Origin of the sequence: Polaromonas sp. YR568 (assembly GCF_943369675.1) — a bacterium.
Lineage (GTDB): Bacteria > Pseudomonadota > Gammaproteobacteria > Burkholderiales > Burkholderiaceae_C > Polaromonas.
The window spans coordinates 164,909-180,328 of record NZ_CALROB020000002.1; the positions used below are offsets into that span (position 1 = coordinate 164,909).

The 15,420-nt window shown below is 65.9% G+C and carries 11 protein-coding genes; 7 read left to right on the plus strand and 4 right to left on the minus strand.

Features of this window, described 5'->3' with window-relative positions:
* Positions 1 to 12: 12 nt before the first annotated feature.
* Both ACLV8F_RS01900 and ACLV8F_RS01905 read left to right on the plus strand, forming a co-directional pair.
* Complete coding sequence (locus tag ACLV8F_RS01900) at positions 13 to 3,246, plus strand: efflux RND transporter permease subunit (RefSeq protein ID WP_411882552.1); 3,234 nt, start codon at positions 13 to 15, stop codon at positions 3,244 to 3,246.
* Positions 3,247 to 3,274: 28 nt separating this feature from the next.
* Positions 3,275 to 4,684 carry an efflux transporter outer membrane subunit gene (locus tag ACLV8F_RS01905; RefSeq protein ID WP_411882553.1) on the plus strand — a complete coding sequence of 470 codons (1,410 nt, stop codon included), beginning with the start codon at positions 3,275 to 3,277 and terminating at the stop codon, positions 4,682 to 4,684.
* A gap of 142 nt (positions 4,685 to 4,826) precedes the next feature.
* Here ACLV8F_RS01905 and ACLV8F_RS01910 read toward each other — a convergent pair whose 3' ends face one another.
* Entirely contained in the window at positions 4,827 to 5,216 is a 390-nt protein-coding gene (locus ACLV8F_RS01910; RefSeq protein WP_411882554.1) for a hypothetical protein, read from the minus strand.
* Positions 5,209 to 5,829, minus strand: a complete 621-nt coding sequence (locus ACLV8F_RS01915) for a hypothetical protein (RefSeq protein WP_411882555.1) — start codon at positions 5,827 to 5,829, stop codon at positions 5,209 to 5,211. Before ACLV8F_RS01915 ends, ACLV8F_RS01910 begins: the two co-directional genes overlap by 8 nt.
* Positions 5,830 to 6,151: 322 nt before the next feature.
* On the opposite strand from ACLV8F_RS01915, the gene ACLV8F_RS01920 reads away from it, so the two are divergent.
* The 4 genes from ACLV8F_RS01920 (at position 6,152) to ACLV8F_RS01935 (ending at position 9,906) form a co-directional block, all read left to right on the plus strand.
* Positions 6,152 to 7,408, plus strand: coding sequence for a methyltransferase (locus tag ACLV8F_RS01920; RefSeq protein ID WP_411882556.1), 1,257 nt, complete (start codon positions 6,152 to 6,154; stop codon positions 7,406 to 7,408).
* Positions 7,409 to 7,420: 12 nt separating this feature from the next.
* Positions 7,421 to 8,437, plus strand: a complete 1,017-nt coding sequence (locus tag ACLV8F_RS01925) for a tRNA dihydrouridine synthase (RefSeq protein WP_411882557.1) — start codon at positions 7,421 to 7,423, stop codon at positions 8,435 to 8,437.
* A gap of 116 nt (positions 8,438 to 8,553) precedes the next feature.
* Complete coding sequence (locus ACLV8F_RS01930) at positions 8,554 to 8,967, plus strand: RcnB family protein (protein ID WP_411882558.1); 414 nt, start codon at positions 8,554 to 8,556, stop codon at positions 8,965 to 8,967.
* 84 nt (positions 8,968 to 9,051) lie between these two features.
* A complete protein-coding gene (locus ACLV8F_RS01935; protein ID WP_411882559.1) occupies positions 9,052 to 9,906 on the plus strand; it encodes a PA4780 family RIO1-like protein kinase in 855 nt (284 codons plus the stop codon).
* Here the strand turns inward: ACLV8F_RS01935 and ACLV8F_RS01940 are convergent.
* Complete coding sequence (locus ACLV8F_RS01940; protein WP_411882560.1) at positions 9,903 to 11,096, minus strand: multidrug effflux MFS transporter; 1,194 nt, start codon at positions 11,094 to 11,096, stop codon at positions 9,903 to 9,905. The genes ACLV8F_RS01935 and ACLV8F_RS01940 overlap by 4 nt on opposite strands.
* A 289-nt stretch (positions 11,097 to 11,385) precedes the next feature.
* Between ACLV8F_RS01940 and ACLV8F_RS01945 the strand changes: the two genes are divergently transcribed.
* Entirely contained in the window at positions 11,386 to 13,797 is a 2,412-nt protein-coding gene (locus ACLV8F_RS01945; protein WP_411882561.1) for a glycoside hydrolase family 5 protein, read from the plus strand.
* A 12-nt stretch (positions 13,798 to 13,809) separates the two neighbouring features.
* Here ACLV8F_RS01945 and ACLV8F_RS01950 read toward each other — a convergent pair whose 3' ends face one another.
* Positions 13,810 to 15,417 (minus strand): gamma-glutamyltransferase family protein, encoded by a 1,608-nt coding sequence (locus tag ACLV8F_RS01950; protein WP_411882562.1) that lies wholly within the window; start codon positions 15,415 to 15,417, stop codon positions 13,810 to 13,812.
* Positions 15,418 to 15,420: the final 3 nt, after the last annotated feature.

The window sequence follows — 15,420 nt, forward strand, 5'->3', positions numbered from 1 at the left end:
AGAAGAATTGCCATGAATCTATCGAAATTTTTTATCGACCGGCCCATCTTTGCCGGCGTGCTGTCCCTGCTGATATTCATCGCCGGGCTGATCGCGCTGCGCTCGATGCCGATTGCCGAGTACCCCGACGTCGTGCCGCCCACCGTGGTGGTGCGCGCCAACTATCCCGGCGCCAACCCCAAGGTGATCGCCGAGACGGTGGCCACGCCGCTCGAAGAATCCATCAACGGTGTCGACGGCATGCTCTACATGAGCAGCCAGGCCACCACCGACGGCATCATGACGCTGAATGTCACCTTCAAGCTCGGCACCGACCCCGACAAGGCCCAGCAACTGGTGCAGAACCGCGTCTCGCAAGCCGAGCCGCGCCTGCCCGAGGAAGTGCGCCGCCTGGGCATCACGACGATCAAGAGCTCGCCCGACCTGACCATGGTGGTGCACCTGCTCTCGCCCAACGACCGCTATGACATGACCTACCTGCGCAACTACGCGGTGCTCAACGTCAAGGACCGCCTGGCGCGCATCAACGGCGTGGGCCAGGTGCAGCTGTTCGGCTCGGGCGACTACTCGATGCGCGTCTGGCTGGACCCGCAGAAGGTGGCCGAACGGGGCCTGTCCGCCGGCGACGTGGTGCGTTCCATCCGCGAGCAGAACATCCAGGCCGCCGCCGGCGTGGTGGGCGCTTCGCCGGGCCTGCCGGGCGTGGACATGCAACTGTCCATCAACGCCCAGGGCCGCCTGCAGAGTGAAGAAGAGTTCGGCGACATCATCGTCAAGACCGACAAGAACGGCGCCGTGACGCGCCTGCGCGACATCTCGCGCCTGGAACTGGGCGCTTCGGACTACGCGCTGCGCTCGCTGCTGGACAACAAGCAGGCGGTCGCCGTGCCGGTGTTCGCCGCACCGGGCTCCAACGCGATCCAGATTTCCGACGACGTGCAGGCCGTGATGAAGGACCTGAAGAAGAACATGCCTGAAGGCGTGGACTATGAAATCGTCTACGACACCACCCAGTTCGTGCGCTCGTCCATCGAGGCCGTGGTGCACACGCTGCTCGAAGCCGTGATGCTGGTGGTGCTGGTCGTGATCATTTTCCTGCAGACCTGGCGCGCTTCCGTCATCCCGCTGCTTGCAGTGCCCATCTCGGTCATCGGCACCTTCGCGGTGATGCACCTGTTCGGTTTTTCGATCAACGCGCTCAGCCTGTTCGGGCTGGTGCTGGCCATCGGCATCGTGGTGGATGACGCCATCGTGGTGGTGGAGAACGTGGAGCGCAACATCGAGGCGGGCCTGAGCCCGCGCGACGCGACCTACCGCGCCATGCGCGAAGTGTCCGGGCCCATCATCGCGATCGCCCTGGTGCTGATCGCCGTGTTCGTGCCGCTGGCTTTCATCTCCGGTTTGTCGGGCACTTTCTACAAGCAGTTCGCGCTGACCATTGCCATCTCGACGGTGATCTCGGCGATCAATTCGCTGACCCTGTCGCCAGCGCTGGCCGCCTTGCTGCTCAAGGGCCACGACGCGCCGAAAGACGCGTTGACCCGCGGCATGGACAAGGTTTTCGGCCGCTTCTTCCGGGCCTTCAACCGGATGTTCAGCCGTGGTTCGGAAAACTACAGCCGCGGCGTCAAGGGCGCGATCTCGCGCAAGGCCGTGATGCTGGTGGTCTATGGCGTGCTGGTGCTGGTCACCGCGGGCCTGTTCAAGGCCGTGCCCGGCGGTTTCGTGCCCGGCCAGGACAAGCAGTACCTGATCGGTTTTGCGCAGCTGCCTGACGGCGCGACGCTGGATCGCACCGAAGACGTGATCCGCCGCATCAGCGACATCGCGATGAAGCAGCCCGGCGTGGAGCACGCGATTGCTTTCCCCGGCCTGTCGATCAACGGCTTCACCAACAGCTCCAATTCGGGCATCGTGTTCGTCGCGCTCAAGCCTTTTGAAGAACGCAAGAGCAAGGACCTGAGCGCGGGCGCCATCGCCGGGCAACTGAACGCCAAGTTCGGCGGCATCCAGGAAGCCTTCATCGCGATGTTCCCGCCGCCGCCCGTGCAGGGCCTGGGCACCACCGGCGGCTTCAAGCTGCAGCTGGAAGACCGCGCCTCGCTCGGTTATGCCGCGCTCGACAAGGCCACCAAGGACTTCATGGCCAAGGCTTACCAGACGCCTGAACTGGCGGGCTTGTTCTCAAGCTTCCAGGTCAACGTGCCGCAGCTTTATGCCGACATCGACCGCACCAAGGCGCGCCAGCTGGGCGTGCCGGTGACCGACGTGTTCGACACCATGCAGATCTACCTGGGCAGCCTCTACGCCAATGACTTCAACAAGTTCGGCCGCACCTATTCCGTGCGGGTCCAGGCCGACGCGCCTTACCGCGCCCGCGCCGAAGACATCGGCCTGCTCAAGGTGCGCTCGACGACCGGCGAGATGGTGCCGCTGTCGGCGCTGATGAAAGTCACGCCGAGCTTCGGCCCGGAACGCGCCATGCGCTACAACGGCTTCCTCTCGGCCGATATCAACGGCGGCGCCGCCCCCGGTTATTCGTCGGGCCAGGCGCAGGATGCGGTCGCCCGCATCGCGGCCGAAACCCTGCCGCCCGGCATCAGCTACGAGTGGACCGACCTGACCTACCAGGAAATCATCGCCGGCAACTCGGCCATGTGGGTGTTCCCGCTGGCGCTGCTGCTGGTCTTCCTGGTGCTGGCCGCGCAGTATGAAAGCCTGACCCTGCCGATTGCCATCGTGCTGATCGTTCCGATGGGCCTGCTGGCCGCCATGCTGGGCGTGAAGCTGACCGGCGGCGACAACAACATCTTCACGCAGATCGGCTTGATCGTGCTGGTGGGGCTGTCGGCGAAGAACGCCATCCTGATCGTGGAGTTCGCGCGCGAACTTGAGTTCGCCGGCCGTACGCCGATACAGGCGGCCATTGAAGCCAGCCGCCTGCGCCTGCGCCCCATCCTGATGACCTCGCTGGCCTTCATCATGGGCGTGCTGCCCCTGGTGCTGTCGACCGGCGCCGGCGCCGAAATGCGCCATGCCATGGGCGTGGCGGTGTTCTCGGGAATGATAGGCGTGACGGCTTTCGGCCTGTTCCTCACGCCGGTGTTCTACGTCGTCCTGCGCCGCCTCACCGGCAACCGTCCGCTCAAGCTGCACGGCGAGGTGCCGCACATCGAGGCCTTCGCGGGCAGCGGCGGTGCGGGCGCGCACGCCCAGCCGGCCGCGCCGGTCAAGCTTCACGAATAACAACAAGCATCAAGTACAGGAGTTCATCATGAACCACACATCGTCAAAACTGCGCACCGCGCTGCTGCCTTTGCTGGCCGCCCTGGTGCTGGCCGGCTGCGCCACCAGCGCATCGGTAGACCCCGCCAGCATTCCCGCCGCGCCCGCGGCTTACAAAGAGAACGCCGGCACGCCCGCCGCCAACGCCACGGTGACTGCCCCGCAATCGCAGGGCACCTGGTGGAAGGTGTTTTCCGACCCGGTGCTCGACCGGCTGGTCGAGCAGGCCGCGGCCAACAACAACAGCGTCAAGGTGGCCGCGGGGCGGCTGGCCCAGGCCCGCGCCATTTTGCGCAACACCGACGCCGATCGCCTGCCGCAAGTGGGCCTGAGCGGCGGCGCCGTGCGCCAGAACAACCTCACGACCAACCGCGTCGCGCAGACCACGGTCACGGCGGCCGCCAATTTGTCGTATGAGGTCGACCTGATCGGCAAGCTCTCGCTGAACTCTGATGCCGCGTCGCTGGACGCCAAATCCCGCGAAGCCCTGCTGCGCAGCACCCAGCTGCTGGTGCAGGCCGACGTGGCACAGACCTACCTCAACCTGCGCGCGCTTGACACAGAACGCACGCTGGTGCGCGACACCCTGAAAGCCTACGGCAACACGCTGCGCCTGACGGAAGTGCGCTTCCGCGAAGGCGACGTGGCCGAACTCGACGTTGCCCGCGTGCGCACCGAGGTCGCGGCCACCGAATCCGAAGCGCTGGCGCTGGACCGCCGGCGTGCCGAACTCGAACACGCGCTGGCCGTGCTGGTCGGCGAGGTGGCATCGAGTTTTGCCGTCGCCCCCACCGAATGGGCTACCGCGCTGCCGGTCATCCCGGCCGGCGTGCCCAGCACGGTGCTGGAGCGCCGTCCCGACGTTTCGGCCGCGCAAACCACCATGCAGGCCGCGCAGGCCCGTGTCGGTGTGGCCAAAGCCGCCTGGTTCCCGACCTTCTCGTTGACGGCCAACGGTGGTTATGCCGCGCCCGAGATCAAGGACCTGTTCAAGGTCTCAACCCAGGCCTGGGGCGTGGGCGCGCTGTTGTCGCTGCCGATTTTTGACGGCGGCCGCCGCGAAGCCGGTGTGCAGAACGCGAATGCCGAACTCGACATCGCGCTGGCCAACTACCGCGAGCAGATCCTCGTTGCCTTCAGGGACGTGGAAGACCAGCTCTCGGCCTTGCGCCTGCTGGCCGAGCAATCGGAAGCACAGTCGCGCTCGGTGGCTTCAGCCACGCGCGCCACGGTGCTGTCGGACTCGCGCTACCGCAACGGCTTTGTCAGCCAGCTTGAATTGCTGGACGCCCAGCGCAGTGAGCTGCGCAACCGCCGCCAGGCGCTGCAGGTCAAGACCGCGCAGTACCTGGCGACTGTGGGATTGATACGGGCTTTGGGGGGCGGCTGGAGCACTTGAACACCCCTATCGGCGCTCACTGCGTGTAGCGCCTTTTCCCCTTGCAGGGGACGGGCGCCTGTGGGCCGGCAAAGCCGGACCCCGGCCCCCACTTGTCAGGGGCGGGGAGCCGGGCGCGCCTCTCCGCCACAGGCCGCCGCTTTTACTGCGGCTTTGCCTCGGGGTTGTTTTCAACCATCTTCTGGATTTTTTCCAGCTCGGTCTGCATATGCACCAGCAGCGCGGCAAAGCCTTCGCGGCCCAGGCGCTGGATGGCTTGGTCGACTTCGTGCTGGCTGCTGGGGCGCGGGCAGGGCACGCCGTCGATTTCATAGACCGAGGTGGCGGGATAGACAAAGCCCATCATGTAAGAGGGATTGGTCGCGACTTCGGTGCCCAGCATCCTGACCAGCTGGCTTTCGTAGAGCACGCCGATGGGCTTGATTTTTAATTCACGGCCCAGGGAATCGGTGAGCACCACGCCCTGGCCGGAAGCCGGGTTGGTGGTGTCGGGCGTGGCCTGGCTTTGGGCGGATGTTTGCGGTTTAGCCATTTGTTTTCTCCATGGATGTAAGCTTGCTGAGTTGGGAATCGCTCAATCTGAAGGCATCGGCGGACAGGGCTCCTGAAATGGCCGCATCCTCGTCGTGGCGGGCGGGCAGGTAAGGCACAAACTGCGCGTTGGGGACGGCGTTGATATTGGGCAGGTTCACGCCGAATTCGGACGACAGGTCGTACTGGCCGTCGAGGAAGATGCCTCCCACCCGCAGTGCCTCCGCAATCTGGCACTTGGCCCTCTCAATCCGGGCGGCCATGCCGGCTGAGGTCGTCACGAAAGCGTAGAGGCCGTCCCCCACGGTGCGGACCAGGGCAAACTCGCCGTTCTGGATGAAAACGTAACTGAAAGCCCAGTCCAGCCGGTCCGCGAGGCTGACCTCGAAAAAAAAGGCGTTCTGGATTCGGTTCACCACCCATCTGCGGCGGCTTAAATCGCACCAGTTCTGCGTGGGATAGATGAAGTTTTTCAGTTGCTCCGCGATTTCCGGTGTGTAGATCGCATCCAGGGTTTCCTGATCAATGGGCTGGATCTCAAATCTCATGGCGCTTCCCCAAAAAAGCCCGGCGGTGGTTCGTTGATTTGTCCGCCCGGCGGTGCTGTGTTGCATCCCAGTTGCCGCACCATAGGTGATTTAGCCGCAGCCATTGGCGTCAATTGTCCGCAGGCAGATAATTGAACGGAGGTTTTTGAAAAAAGATGCGAATTGGGGTGTGAACCCGGGCTGCCGAGGGCGCCTTTCATGCCGTCACAGGCCTGTGTGTCCAGTGACCAGACGGCTTGGGCCGCCATCACTTGCGCAGGGGCGGTGAAACAGCTCGGCCCCGCTTTGACCGGCGCCGGCACCCACATCTGTTAAAACGGTATGTATCCCCCTGGGTTGCACGCCTTCCCGCTCCTGCGACGCTCCCGATTTGCCCATAAAGCCCCTGATGCCCACCAACTTGCCCATTTCTCCCGAGGCTTCCAGCCCTGCACCCCTGATCCACTGGACGGAGGGCGGTGAAGCCCGCTCCGCGCGCTGGCGTTCCGAACGCGGCGCCGCGCCGCCCAAACGTGTGGTCATCGCCGACGACAGCCTGAGCGCCGATGCGGCCTACCGCCTGGCTTGCGAGGGCACGGGCCTGTTGTGGCGGGGCGACTTCCAGAACGCCCGCATGCTGGTGCAGGCCCTGGCGCGCCGTGTCGACAAACCGGCCAAACCCAAGCGCGACAAACGCGTCAAAGCCCAGAAGGCCGGCGAGGCCGCTGAGGCCATTGCCCCGGTTGAAGCATTGGCGCCAGTTTTCCCTGAAGCCTTTCACTTGCACCGCCAGGCGCAGGCGCAGCGCGCCCGTGTGCTGTCCATGGTGCTGATCCCGTTTGACGCGGACTACAGCATTCCTTTGCGCCGCGCGCCGGATGCGAAAAAGGCCTGCGCCGAAGCCTGGGGCCCCGCGAAGGAGGCTAACGGTTCTTCGGTCGCTTCCCTGCGCGAACTGATGGGCTTCATCAGCGCGCATGAATGGCGCCGCAAGGGCGTGCCCATCCCCGCCCTGGGCGAGGACGGCCCGCACAACCGCATTCACCCGCATTACGGCGTGTTCTCGCCGGTGCGCGGCGAATACATTGACCTGGTGGCCCAGGCGCCGGTGCCTGAAGGCACGGCCGACCTGCTCGGTTTTGACATCGGCACCGGCACCGGCGTGCTGGCCGCCGTGCTGGCTTTGCGCAGCGGCGTGCAGCGTGTGATCGCCACCGACCAGGACCCGCGCGCGCTGGCCTGCGCACGCGACAACCTCAAGCGCCTGGGCTTTCCGCAGATCGAGGTGCGCGAGGCCGACCTGTTCCCCGAAGGCCGCGCCCACATCATCGTCTGCAACCCGCCCTGGCTGCCGGCGCGCCCCGGCTCACCGGTCGAACACGCGGTGTATGACGAAGACAGCCGCATGCTGCTGGGCTTTCTCAACGGCCTGGCCGCGCACCTGGAGCCCAAGGGCGAAGGCTGGCTGATCCTGTCGGACTTCGCCGAGCACCTGGGCCTGCGCACGCGCGCCTGGCTGCTGGCCGCCATCGACGCCGCCGGGCTCAAGGTGGTGGACCGGCTTGACGCGCAGCCGCACCATCCCAAGGCTGCGGACGCGAGCGATGCGCTGCATGCGGCGCGCGCGGCGGAAGTCACGTCCCTGTGGCGATTGGCTGCCAAATAATTTTCGGGTGCGATGAAGGCTGAAGCACACGCCACCGTCCTGCTGGCCCCGATGGAAGGCCTGCTGGACTTTGTGCTGCGCGACATCCTCACGCGGGTCGGCGGCATTGACCGCTGCGTCTCCGAATTCATCCGTATCACCGACCAGCTGCTGCCCGAGCGCGTGTTCTACCGCATCGTGCCCGAGCTGCACAACGGCGGCCGCACGCTGGCCGGCGTGCCGGTGCGCGCGCAGCTGCTGGGCTCGGACCCGGGCTGCATGGCCGAGAACGCGGCGCGCCTCGCCGGCCTGGGACCGGACGGCATAGACCTCAACTTCGGCTGCCCGGCCGCCGTCGTCAACCGCCATGGCGGCGGGGCTTCGCTGCTCAGGGAACCCGAAACGCTGACGGCCGTTGTTGGCGCGGTGCGCCGCGCAGTGCCGGCCCACATGCCGGTCTCGGCCAAGATGCGCTTGGGCTACGAAGACGATGCGCGCGCCGTCGAATGCGCGCTGGCGATTGAAGCGGGCGGCGCCGGTGAGCTGGTGGTACACGGCCGCACCAAGGCGCAGGCCTACCGGCCGCCGGCTTACTGGGAACGCATTGCCGACATCCGCGCGGCGGTGAAGATCCCGGTGGTGGCCAACGGTGAGATATGGACGGTGGAGGACGCGCGGCGTTGCCGCGAAGTCTCGGGCTGCGACATCCTGATGATCGGCCGCGGCGCGGTGCGCGACCCGGGCCTGGGTCTGGCGATCAAGGCCGACAGGCGGGGCGCGCAGGCGGCCGTGGGCTGGCCGGCCTTGTTGCCGCTGATCGCCGACTTCTGGCGCATCGTGTGTTCGCGCATTGAACCGCGCGCGCGGGCCGGGCGGCTGAAGCAGTGGCTCAATTTTTTGCGGCGTCGTTTTCCGGAGGCCGAGGCGGCTTACCAGGCGATCAAGACGGTGAATGATCCGGTGCTGGTGGAGGCGTGGCTGGTGCAGGCGTTGCGGGCCGACGTTCCTGAACAAGCTGCCGTGCGCGCACTCCTGCCCGAAACCGTTTGAAGACGGGCGATACCCGCACACATTGCAACCAGGCTTTACACAAACACGCCTTCGGCTTTGCAACCCCTACACGGCAGGGGAACACCATGAAGACTCACCAACCCCAAGGAGTCGACATGAAATCAACAGCCATTGTGTGTGCCATCGCCGCAGCGTCGCTGGGCTTTGCCTCGCTCTCTTTTGCGCAAGGCTATGACGGACGTGGCCCGCGGGGCGAGCCGCCACGCGTCGAGCATCGCGGCCCCGCCGGCCCCGGCCATGGTCCCGTTTACCGGCCTGGGGAACGCCGCGTTGTGGTTGAGCACCGTGATGTCCGCAACGACCGCCACTTCAACGGCCACGGCCGGCAGTTTTACCGCGGCGGCCACATCCCCAACGAGTACCGCGGCCGGCAGTATGTGGTGAACGACTGGCGCGGCCACCATCTGCATGCACCCCCACGCGGCCAGCAATGGGTGCAGGTCGGCACCGACTACGCGTTGATCGCCGTTGCCACCGGCCTGATCGCGCAGCTGGTGCTCAGTAACTGATCACGCTGTGCCAAGCGAGAGCCCGCCCGGTCAAACGGGCGGGCTTTTTTATGGGTATTTCGGCCCGGGCGCAAAATGGCCCTCATGAAAACACCCCAGAGATTGCAGTCCCTGCTCGAAGAAGGCCTGATCGACAGCGTCGTGCGCCAGCTCATGAGCGGCAAGGAGGCCATGGTCTACGTGGTGCGATGCGGCGACGACACGCGCTGCGCCAAGGTCTACAAGGACGCCACCGAGCGCAGCTTCAGGCAGGCGGTGGACTACACCGAAAACCGCAAGGTCAAGAACACACGCCAGGCGCGCGCCATGGCCAAGGGCACGCGCTTCGGCCGGCAAGCGACCGAAGCGGCCTGGCAAAGCGCCGAAGTGGATGCGCTTTACCGCCTGGCCGCAGCCGGCGTGCGTGTTCCCAAACCGCACAACTTTTGCGACGGCGTGCTGCTGATGGAACTGGTGACGGACGAACATGGCGACGCCGCCCCGCGTTTGAACGACGTCGAATTCACACCCGAGGACGCGCGCCTGCACCATGCCACCCTGCTCACGGAAGTGGTGCGCATGCTGTGCGCCGGTGTGGTGCACGGCGACTTGTCGGAGTTCAACATCCTGCTGGGCATGACCGACGGCCAGCCCGGCCCGGTCATCATCGATTTGCCGCAGGCGGTGGACGCCGCCGGCAACAACCACGCGGGCCGCATGCTGCTGCGCGACGTGGCCAACCTGCGCGGCTTTTTCGGCCGCTTCGCGCCCGAGTTGCTGCAGACGGACTACGGCAGCGAAATCTGGGACCTGTACCAGCGCGGCGTGCTGCAACCCGAGACGGCGTTGACGGGCCGTTTCGCGCACAAGACCGGCCCGGTCAACCTGGGCGCGGTGATGGGCGAGATTGACGACGCGCGCGCGGAGGAAGCCGCGCGGCGCCTCCGCATGCAGGTTTAAGGCGCCGCAGCGCGCACGCCACCCAGCGTGCCGCGCGACATCGCATACGCCAGAAGCGCGCAACCCGCAATGCCGGCCACCATGGGCAGGGCCGTGCCGTCGGCAAACACGCCGACCGTCGCCATCACCACCGCGCCGGTGACGAACTGCAAAGTGCCCATCAGCGCCGAGGCCGTGCCGGCGATCGCGCCATGTTCTTCCAGCGCCAGCACCGCGGTGGTCGGCACCACCAGGCCCAGGAAGCCGTAGCCCACCAGCAGCAGGGCGATCATCACGTCCAGCCGTTCAATGCCGGCGAGGTTGACGACCAGCAGCAGGGCCATTACCGCCGCATAGCCGGTGACCGCCACCTTCACGATGGGCACCAGGCCGAAGCGCGCCGCGAGCTTGCCGGTGAATTGCGAGACACCGATAAAGGAGGCGGCGTTGACCGCGAAGGCGATGCTGTACTGGCGCGGCGTGAGGCCGTAGTGGTCTATCAGCACGAAGGATGAATTGGCCAGGTAGGCGAAGAAGCTCGAAATGCCGAAAGCGCCTATGAAGACCAGGCCCATGAAGTGGCGGTCGCGCAGCAGCACGCCGTAGGCCTTGATCGCGCTGCCGAAGCTGCTGTCCACGCGCTGCTCGGGCGGCCGTGTTTCGGGCAGGGTGAAGCCCACCAGCAGCAGCCCGGCGGCAGCGGCCACCGTGACGGCCCAGAACACGCTGCGCCAGCCGAAGGACTCGATCAGGATGCTGCCGGCCAGCGGCGCCAGGATGGGCGAGACGCTGAAGACCAGCATCAGCAAAGACATCAGCCGCGCCGCGTCGGTGCCGGTATGCAGGTCGCGCACGATGGCGCGCGGCACCACCATGCCGGCGCAGGCGCCCAGGCCCTGGATGAAGCGCAGCACCACCAGCGTGTGGATGTCCGGCGCCAGCGCGCAGCCTATGCTGCCGGCGGCAAACAACACAAGGCCGAAGTAGAGCGGCGCCTTGCGGCCGACCATGTCCGACACCGGGCCGTAAATGATCTGGCCTATGCCCAGCGAGATGAAGAAAGCCATCAGGCTGGCCTGCACCGCGCCCATGGAGGCGCCCAGGCTTTGCCCGATGGAGGGCAGGGCGGGCAGGTACATGTCGATGGCGAAGGGGCCGATGGCGGACAGCAAACCCAGCACCAGGGCTGCCCGGAAGAAACTTTTGGTCATGAAATGGAAGTGAATCAGGCCGCTCGTGCACTGCTGACAAAGGGCCTTGGCCCTGCACGAAACCGGTGTTGTGAATGCTGCCAGGGCGCATGCGATGGCGGCAGAAATACTTGCCGCTATTGTCGCCCACCTTACGTCCTTGCGCTGGCACCGCGCAAAAACCTGTCAGGACTGACAGGCCCAAAAGAACCTGAAATGTAAGCGGGGCACTGCGGTGCTTCAAACTGTAAAGAGGCCGTGATACGGGGCTTAACCTGTTTCTTTGAAGTGAAACAGGAGAGGCCTTCCGATGCAAAGACGTGAATTTTCCAAAACCGCCCTGGCCGCCGGCGCGCTGGCGGCGCTCGGCACTTTCGCCGTGAGCCGACAAGCGCAGGCCGCCGCTGCACGCGCAGCCGCGGGAATGCCCGCCATGGGCACCAACCTCTCGGGCATGGAATGGGCCAAACCCGGCCTGCGTGCCAACACCAGTTCCGCGCCCAACCTGCATTTCACCGTGCCGCGCAAGGCCGACGTGGCTTACCTCGCGGCCTGCGGTTTTCTGAAGAATCGCTTGCCCATCCAGTGGGAGCTGCTGCAGCCCATGCTGCACGACACGGCGGCCAATGCGGCCGCGAAGGCGGCCATCGGCAACCCGGGCGCCTTCCATGCGGGCTATGAGGCTTTCATCACCGGCGTGCTCGACGCGCACGCCGCCGCCGGCACGCGCTGCATCATCGACAACCACAATTACGGCCGCTACCAGGATTTCCGCTTTCAGCCCGACGGCTCCGTCATAGGCCTCACGGTGCCGCCCAGCCCCCTGAGGCCTTACACCAACGATGCGGTGCAGATCCAGTCGCGGATTTTTTCACTCGCACCGGGCGCGACGCTCAAGATTGCGCACTTCACCGACTTCTGGACACGCGCGGCCACCAAGTGGAAGAACCACCCGGGCTTCGGCGGCTACGGCCTCATGAACGAACCGCACGACATGCCAAAGCCCGGCGGCGTGATCGCGTCCAACGAAGAAGCGGTGAAGGGCGGCGAAGACCTGACGATCTGGCCCACCTTCGCGCAGGCGGCCATCCAGGCCATACGCGCCGTCGACACGGTCAACCCGATTTATGTGGCGGGCAACCAGTACGACTCGGCCATGGCCATAGGCACAAAGAACCCGGGCTTTCCGCTGGCGGGCGCCAACCTGGTCTACGAAGTGCACATGTACCTGGACGCCTTCAGCAACGGTGCCTTTTTTGACTACGACACCGAGGTCGCGAAAAATTACAGCGCCGGTTTCGGCTCGGGCCCCATCAAGGCCTCGACCGGTGTGGACCGCCTGAAGATCGCGGTGGACTGGGCCAAAGCCAAGGGCGTGAAGCTGGCGCTCACTGAAGTCGGCATGCCGATTGACGACCCGCGCTGGGAGGCCATGTTCACGCAGGCCGCGGCTTATGCCGCGCAGTCGGGCTGCGAGGTCTACACCTGGATGGGCGGCAACCATTGGCCGATACGCAACTACGCCATCAACCATGTGCCGGGCTGGCACCAGAACAAGACGCTGGAGCCGGCGGTGTCCGGCGTGCTCAAGGCCGCGGTCGGCATTGCGCAGGCGACCTTGTTCGACGACGGGCCAGGCTATGCATTGGCCGGAACACCGCTCACCATCACGGTCTATGCACGGGGCAACCTGGCCCAGCCTGTGACGCTCACGGTGGCATCGAACAAAGGCGGCACATTGAGCAAGTCGCGCCTGACTATCCCGGCCGGCGCCAACGGGCAGGACAGCTTCACCTACACGCCTCTTGCCAACCAGGTCGCGACGCTGAGCTATACGGGCGAGGGCCAGGTGCCGCCGTCACGCAAGGTGTTTTCGCTGGCCGACCCCGCAGGCTATGCCGCAACAAATCTTGCCGACGCCGCGCTCGCCATCGTCGCCAAATACGGCGCCTGCAAATGGGAGCTGGCCGACGGCTACACCGACTACCTGCTGGGCGCGCCGGCCGCGGCGGGCCAGGTGGTGCGCGCCGTGTCGGATTCGGGTTATGGGTCCAGCCCGGGCAATGCGATGGAAATGATCAACTGGATCAACAAGGAGAGCGGCGCCACGGGCCCCATGTCGCTGCCCGTGATGCGCGTGACCAACGGCAAGAAAAACTCTGACCACGCCGTGCCCGAATCCTTCGGCTTCTGGTGCAAAAAGTCCGGCCGAGTGGCGGGCGTGCAGCCCAACCCGCGCAACCGCGTGCCCTACAACCTCGAGGACGCGCACTTCGCGATCGCGGCCCTCAGCGTCCCCGCGCAGAACAACACCGGCGTGGTGTTCCAGGCTTCCAGGACCGAAGACCTGCAGGTGTCGGAACTCGGTTTCACCAACGGCCAGCCGCGCGCCAAATGGGTGGATTCAAAAGGCCAGACAGTGCAACTGCTGGCGCCCGCGAAACTCGCGGCCAACACGCCGGCGGTGCTGGCGCTGGTGTCGGTGGCGGGTGCACAAAAGCTGCGCCTGAATTCCGCCGAAGTCGGCAGCAGCGCCGCGACCTTCGCGCCCAGCGCTTTCACCCAGATGCTGATGGGCTGCGGTTATGTGAGCTACTACCCGCGTGAAGGTTTCCGGGGCAACCTGTACGCCGTTGTCGCGGGCAAGGGCGCCCCCACGGCGGCCGAGATGGCGGTGATGGAGCAGTACCTGGCCAGCACGGCCGGCCTGGCGCTCAAGTGAACGCCGGGAGGCTTACCAGGCGGCGATAGAGCCGTCGGTGCGCGGCTCGGTCCCGCCGCAGAGCACGCCGTCGGCATTGCGCCAGATGATTTGCCCGCGGCCGAAGCCTATGCGGTTGGCGGACCACACCACCTCATGGCCCAGGCCCGCAAGGCCATGGAAGAGGTGCTCGGGTGTGGAGCGCTCAATGCTCACGCGTTTGCCGCTTTCCCATTCCCAGCGCGGCGCGTCCAGCGAGGCTTGCGGGTTCAGGCCGAAGTCCACGGTGTTCATCACCATCTGCACATGGCCTTGCGGCTGCATGAAGCCGCCCATCACGCCGAAGGGGCCTACTGCCTTGCCGTCCTTGGTCAGAAAGCCCGGGATGATGGTGTGGTACGGCCGCTTGCCCGGTGCGAGGCAGTTGGGGTGCTTGGCGTCCAGTGAAAAATTGTTGCCGCGGTTGTGCAGCGCGATGCCGGTGCCCGGCACCACCATGCCCGAGCCGAAGCCCATGTAATTGCTCTGGATCAGCGAGACCATATTGCCTTCGCCGTCGGCCGTGCTCAGGTAGACCGTGCCGCCGCGCGAGGGCTCGCCCGGCATGGGCTGCAGGGCGCGCGCGCCTATCAGCGCGCGGCGCTCCGCCGCGTAGGCGTCCGACAGCAGGTCGGCCACCGAAACGCGCATGTGCGCCGGGTCGGCGATGTGCGCCAGGCCGTCGGCAAAGGCCAGCTTCATGGCCTCGATCTGCAGGTGGTGGGTGCGCAGGCTGTCGCGCTCGCTGAATTCATAGCCCTTGAGGATGTTGAGCGCCATCAGTGCCACCAGGCCGTGGCCGTTGGGCGGGATTTCCCAGACGTCATAGCCGCGGTAGTTGGCGCTGATCGGGTCGCACCAGTCGACCTGGAAGGCGGCGAGGTCTTCCTTGGCCAGGTAACCGCCGGCCGACTGCACAAAGGCCGCGATCTTCTCGGCCAGCGGGCCGCGGTAAAAACTTTCGGCGTTTGTCTCTGCAATGGATTGCAGCGTGTCGGCATGCGCGGCGGAGCGCCAGAGTTCGCCCGGCTGCGGCGCGCGTTCGGGGGCAAAGGTATCGAACCAGGACTTGAAGTACGGTTCCTTGAATTTTTCGCGGAACAGCGCAGTGGCCTGCTGCCAGGCGGACGACACCGTGGGAGAGACCGGAAAGCCTTCGCGCGCCAGTTCAATGGAACGCGCCATCGAGGTGGTCAGGGGCAGCTTGCCGAAGCGTTGCGCCAGCGCGGCCCAGGCGGCGGGCGTGCCCGGCACGGTCACGGGCAGCGGGCCGTACTTGGGCACTTCGGCCAGGCCCTGGCTGGTGAGTTTGTCGAGCGTGATGCTTTGCGGCGCCGGACCGCTGGCGTTCAGGCCGTGCAGCTTGCCGCCATGCCAGACCAGTGCAAAGGCATCGCCGCCTATGCCGTTGGCATTGGGCTCGACCACCGTGAGCGCGGCGGCCGTGGCGATGGCTGCGTCAATCGCGTTGCCGCCGGCCTGCAGCACCGCCAGGCCCGCCTGCGCGGCCAGCGGCTGCGAGGTGGCGACCATGCCCTTGCTGGCATAGACCACGTTGCGGCGGGAGGCATAGGGGTAGTGGAGGGCGTCGAAGGTGGGCATGGT

Coding starts and splice junctions, on each gene's coding strand:
- ACLV8F_RS01900 (WP_411882552.1), top strand. CDS start 13: ATGAATCTATCGAAATTTTTTATCGACCGGCCCATCTTTGCCGGCGTG.
- ACLV8F_RS01905 (WP_411882553.1), top strand. CDS start 3,275: ATGAACCACACATCGTCAAAACTGCGCACCGCGCTGCTGCCTTTGCTG.
- ACLV8F_RS01910 (WP_411882554.1), bottom strand. CDS start 5,216: ATGGCTAAACCGCAAACATCCGCCCAAAGCCAGGCCACGCCCGACACC.
- ACLV8F_RS01915 (WP_411882555.1), bottom strand. CDS start 5,829: ATGCAACACAGCACCGCCGGGCGGACAAATCAACGAACCACCGCCGGG.
- ACLV8F_RS01920 (WP_411882556.1), top strand. CDS start 6,152: ATGCCCACCAACTTGCCCATTTCTCCCGAGGCTTCCAGCCCTGCACCC.
- ACLV8F_RS01925 (WP_411882557.1), top strand. CDS start 7,421: ATGAAGGCTGAAGCACACGCCACCGTCCTGCTGGCCCCGATGGAAGGC.
- ACLV8F_RS01930 (WP_411882558.1), top strand. CDS start 8,554: ATGAAATCAACAGCCATTGTGTGTGCCATCGCCGCAGCGTCGCTGGGC.
- ACLV8F_RS01935 (WP_411882559.1), top strand. CDS start 9,052: ATGAAAACACCCCAGAGATTGCAGTCCCTGCTCGAAGAAGGCCTGATC.
- ACLV8F_RS01940 (WP_411882560.1), bottom strand. CDS start 11,096: ATGACCAAAAGTTTCTTCCGGGCAGCCCTGGTGCTGGGTTTGCTGTCC.
- ACLV8F_RS01945 (WP_411882561.1), top strand. CDS start 11,386: ATGCAAAGACGTGAATTTTCCAAAACCGCCCTGGCCGCCGGCGCGCTG.
- ACLV8F_RS01950 (WP_411882562.1), bottom strand. CDS start 15,417: ATGCCCACCTTCGACGCCCTCCACTACCCCTATGCCTCCCGCCGCAAC.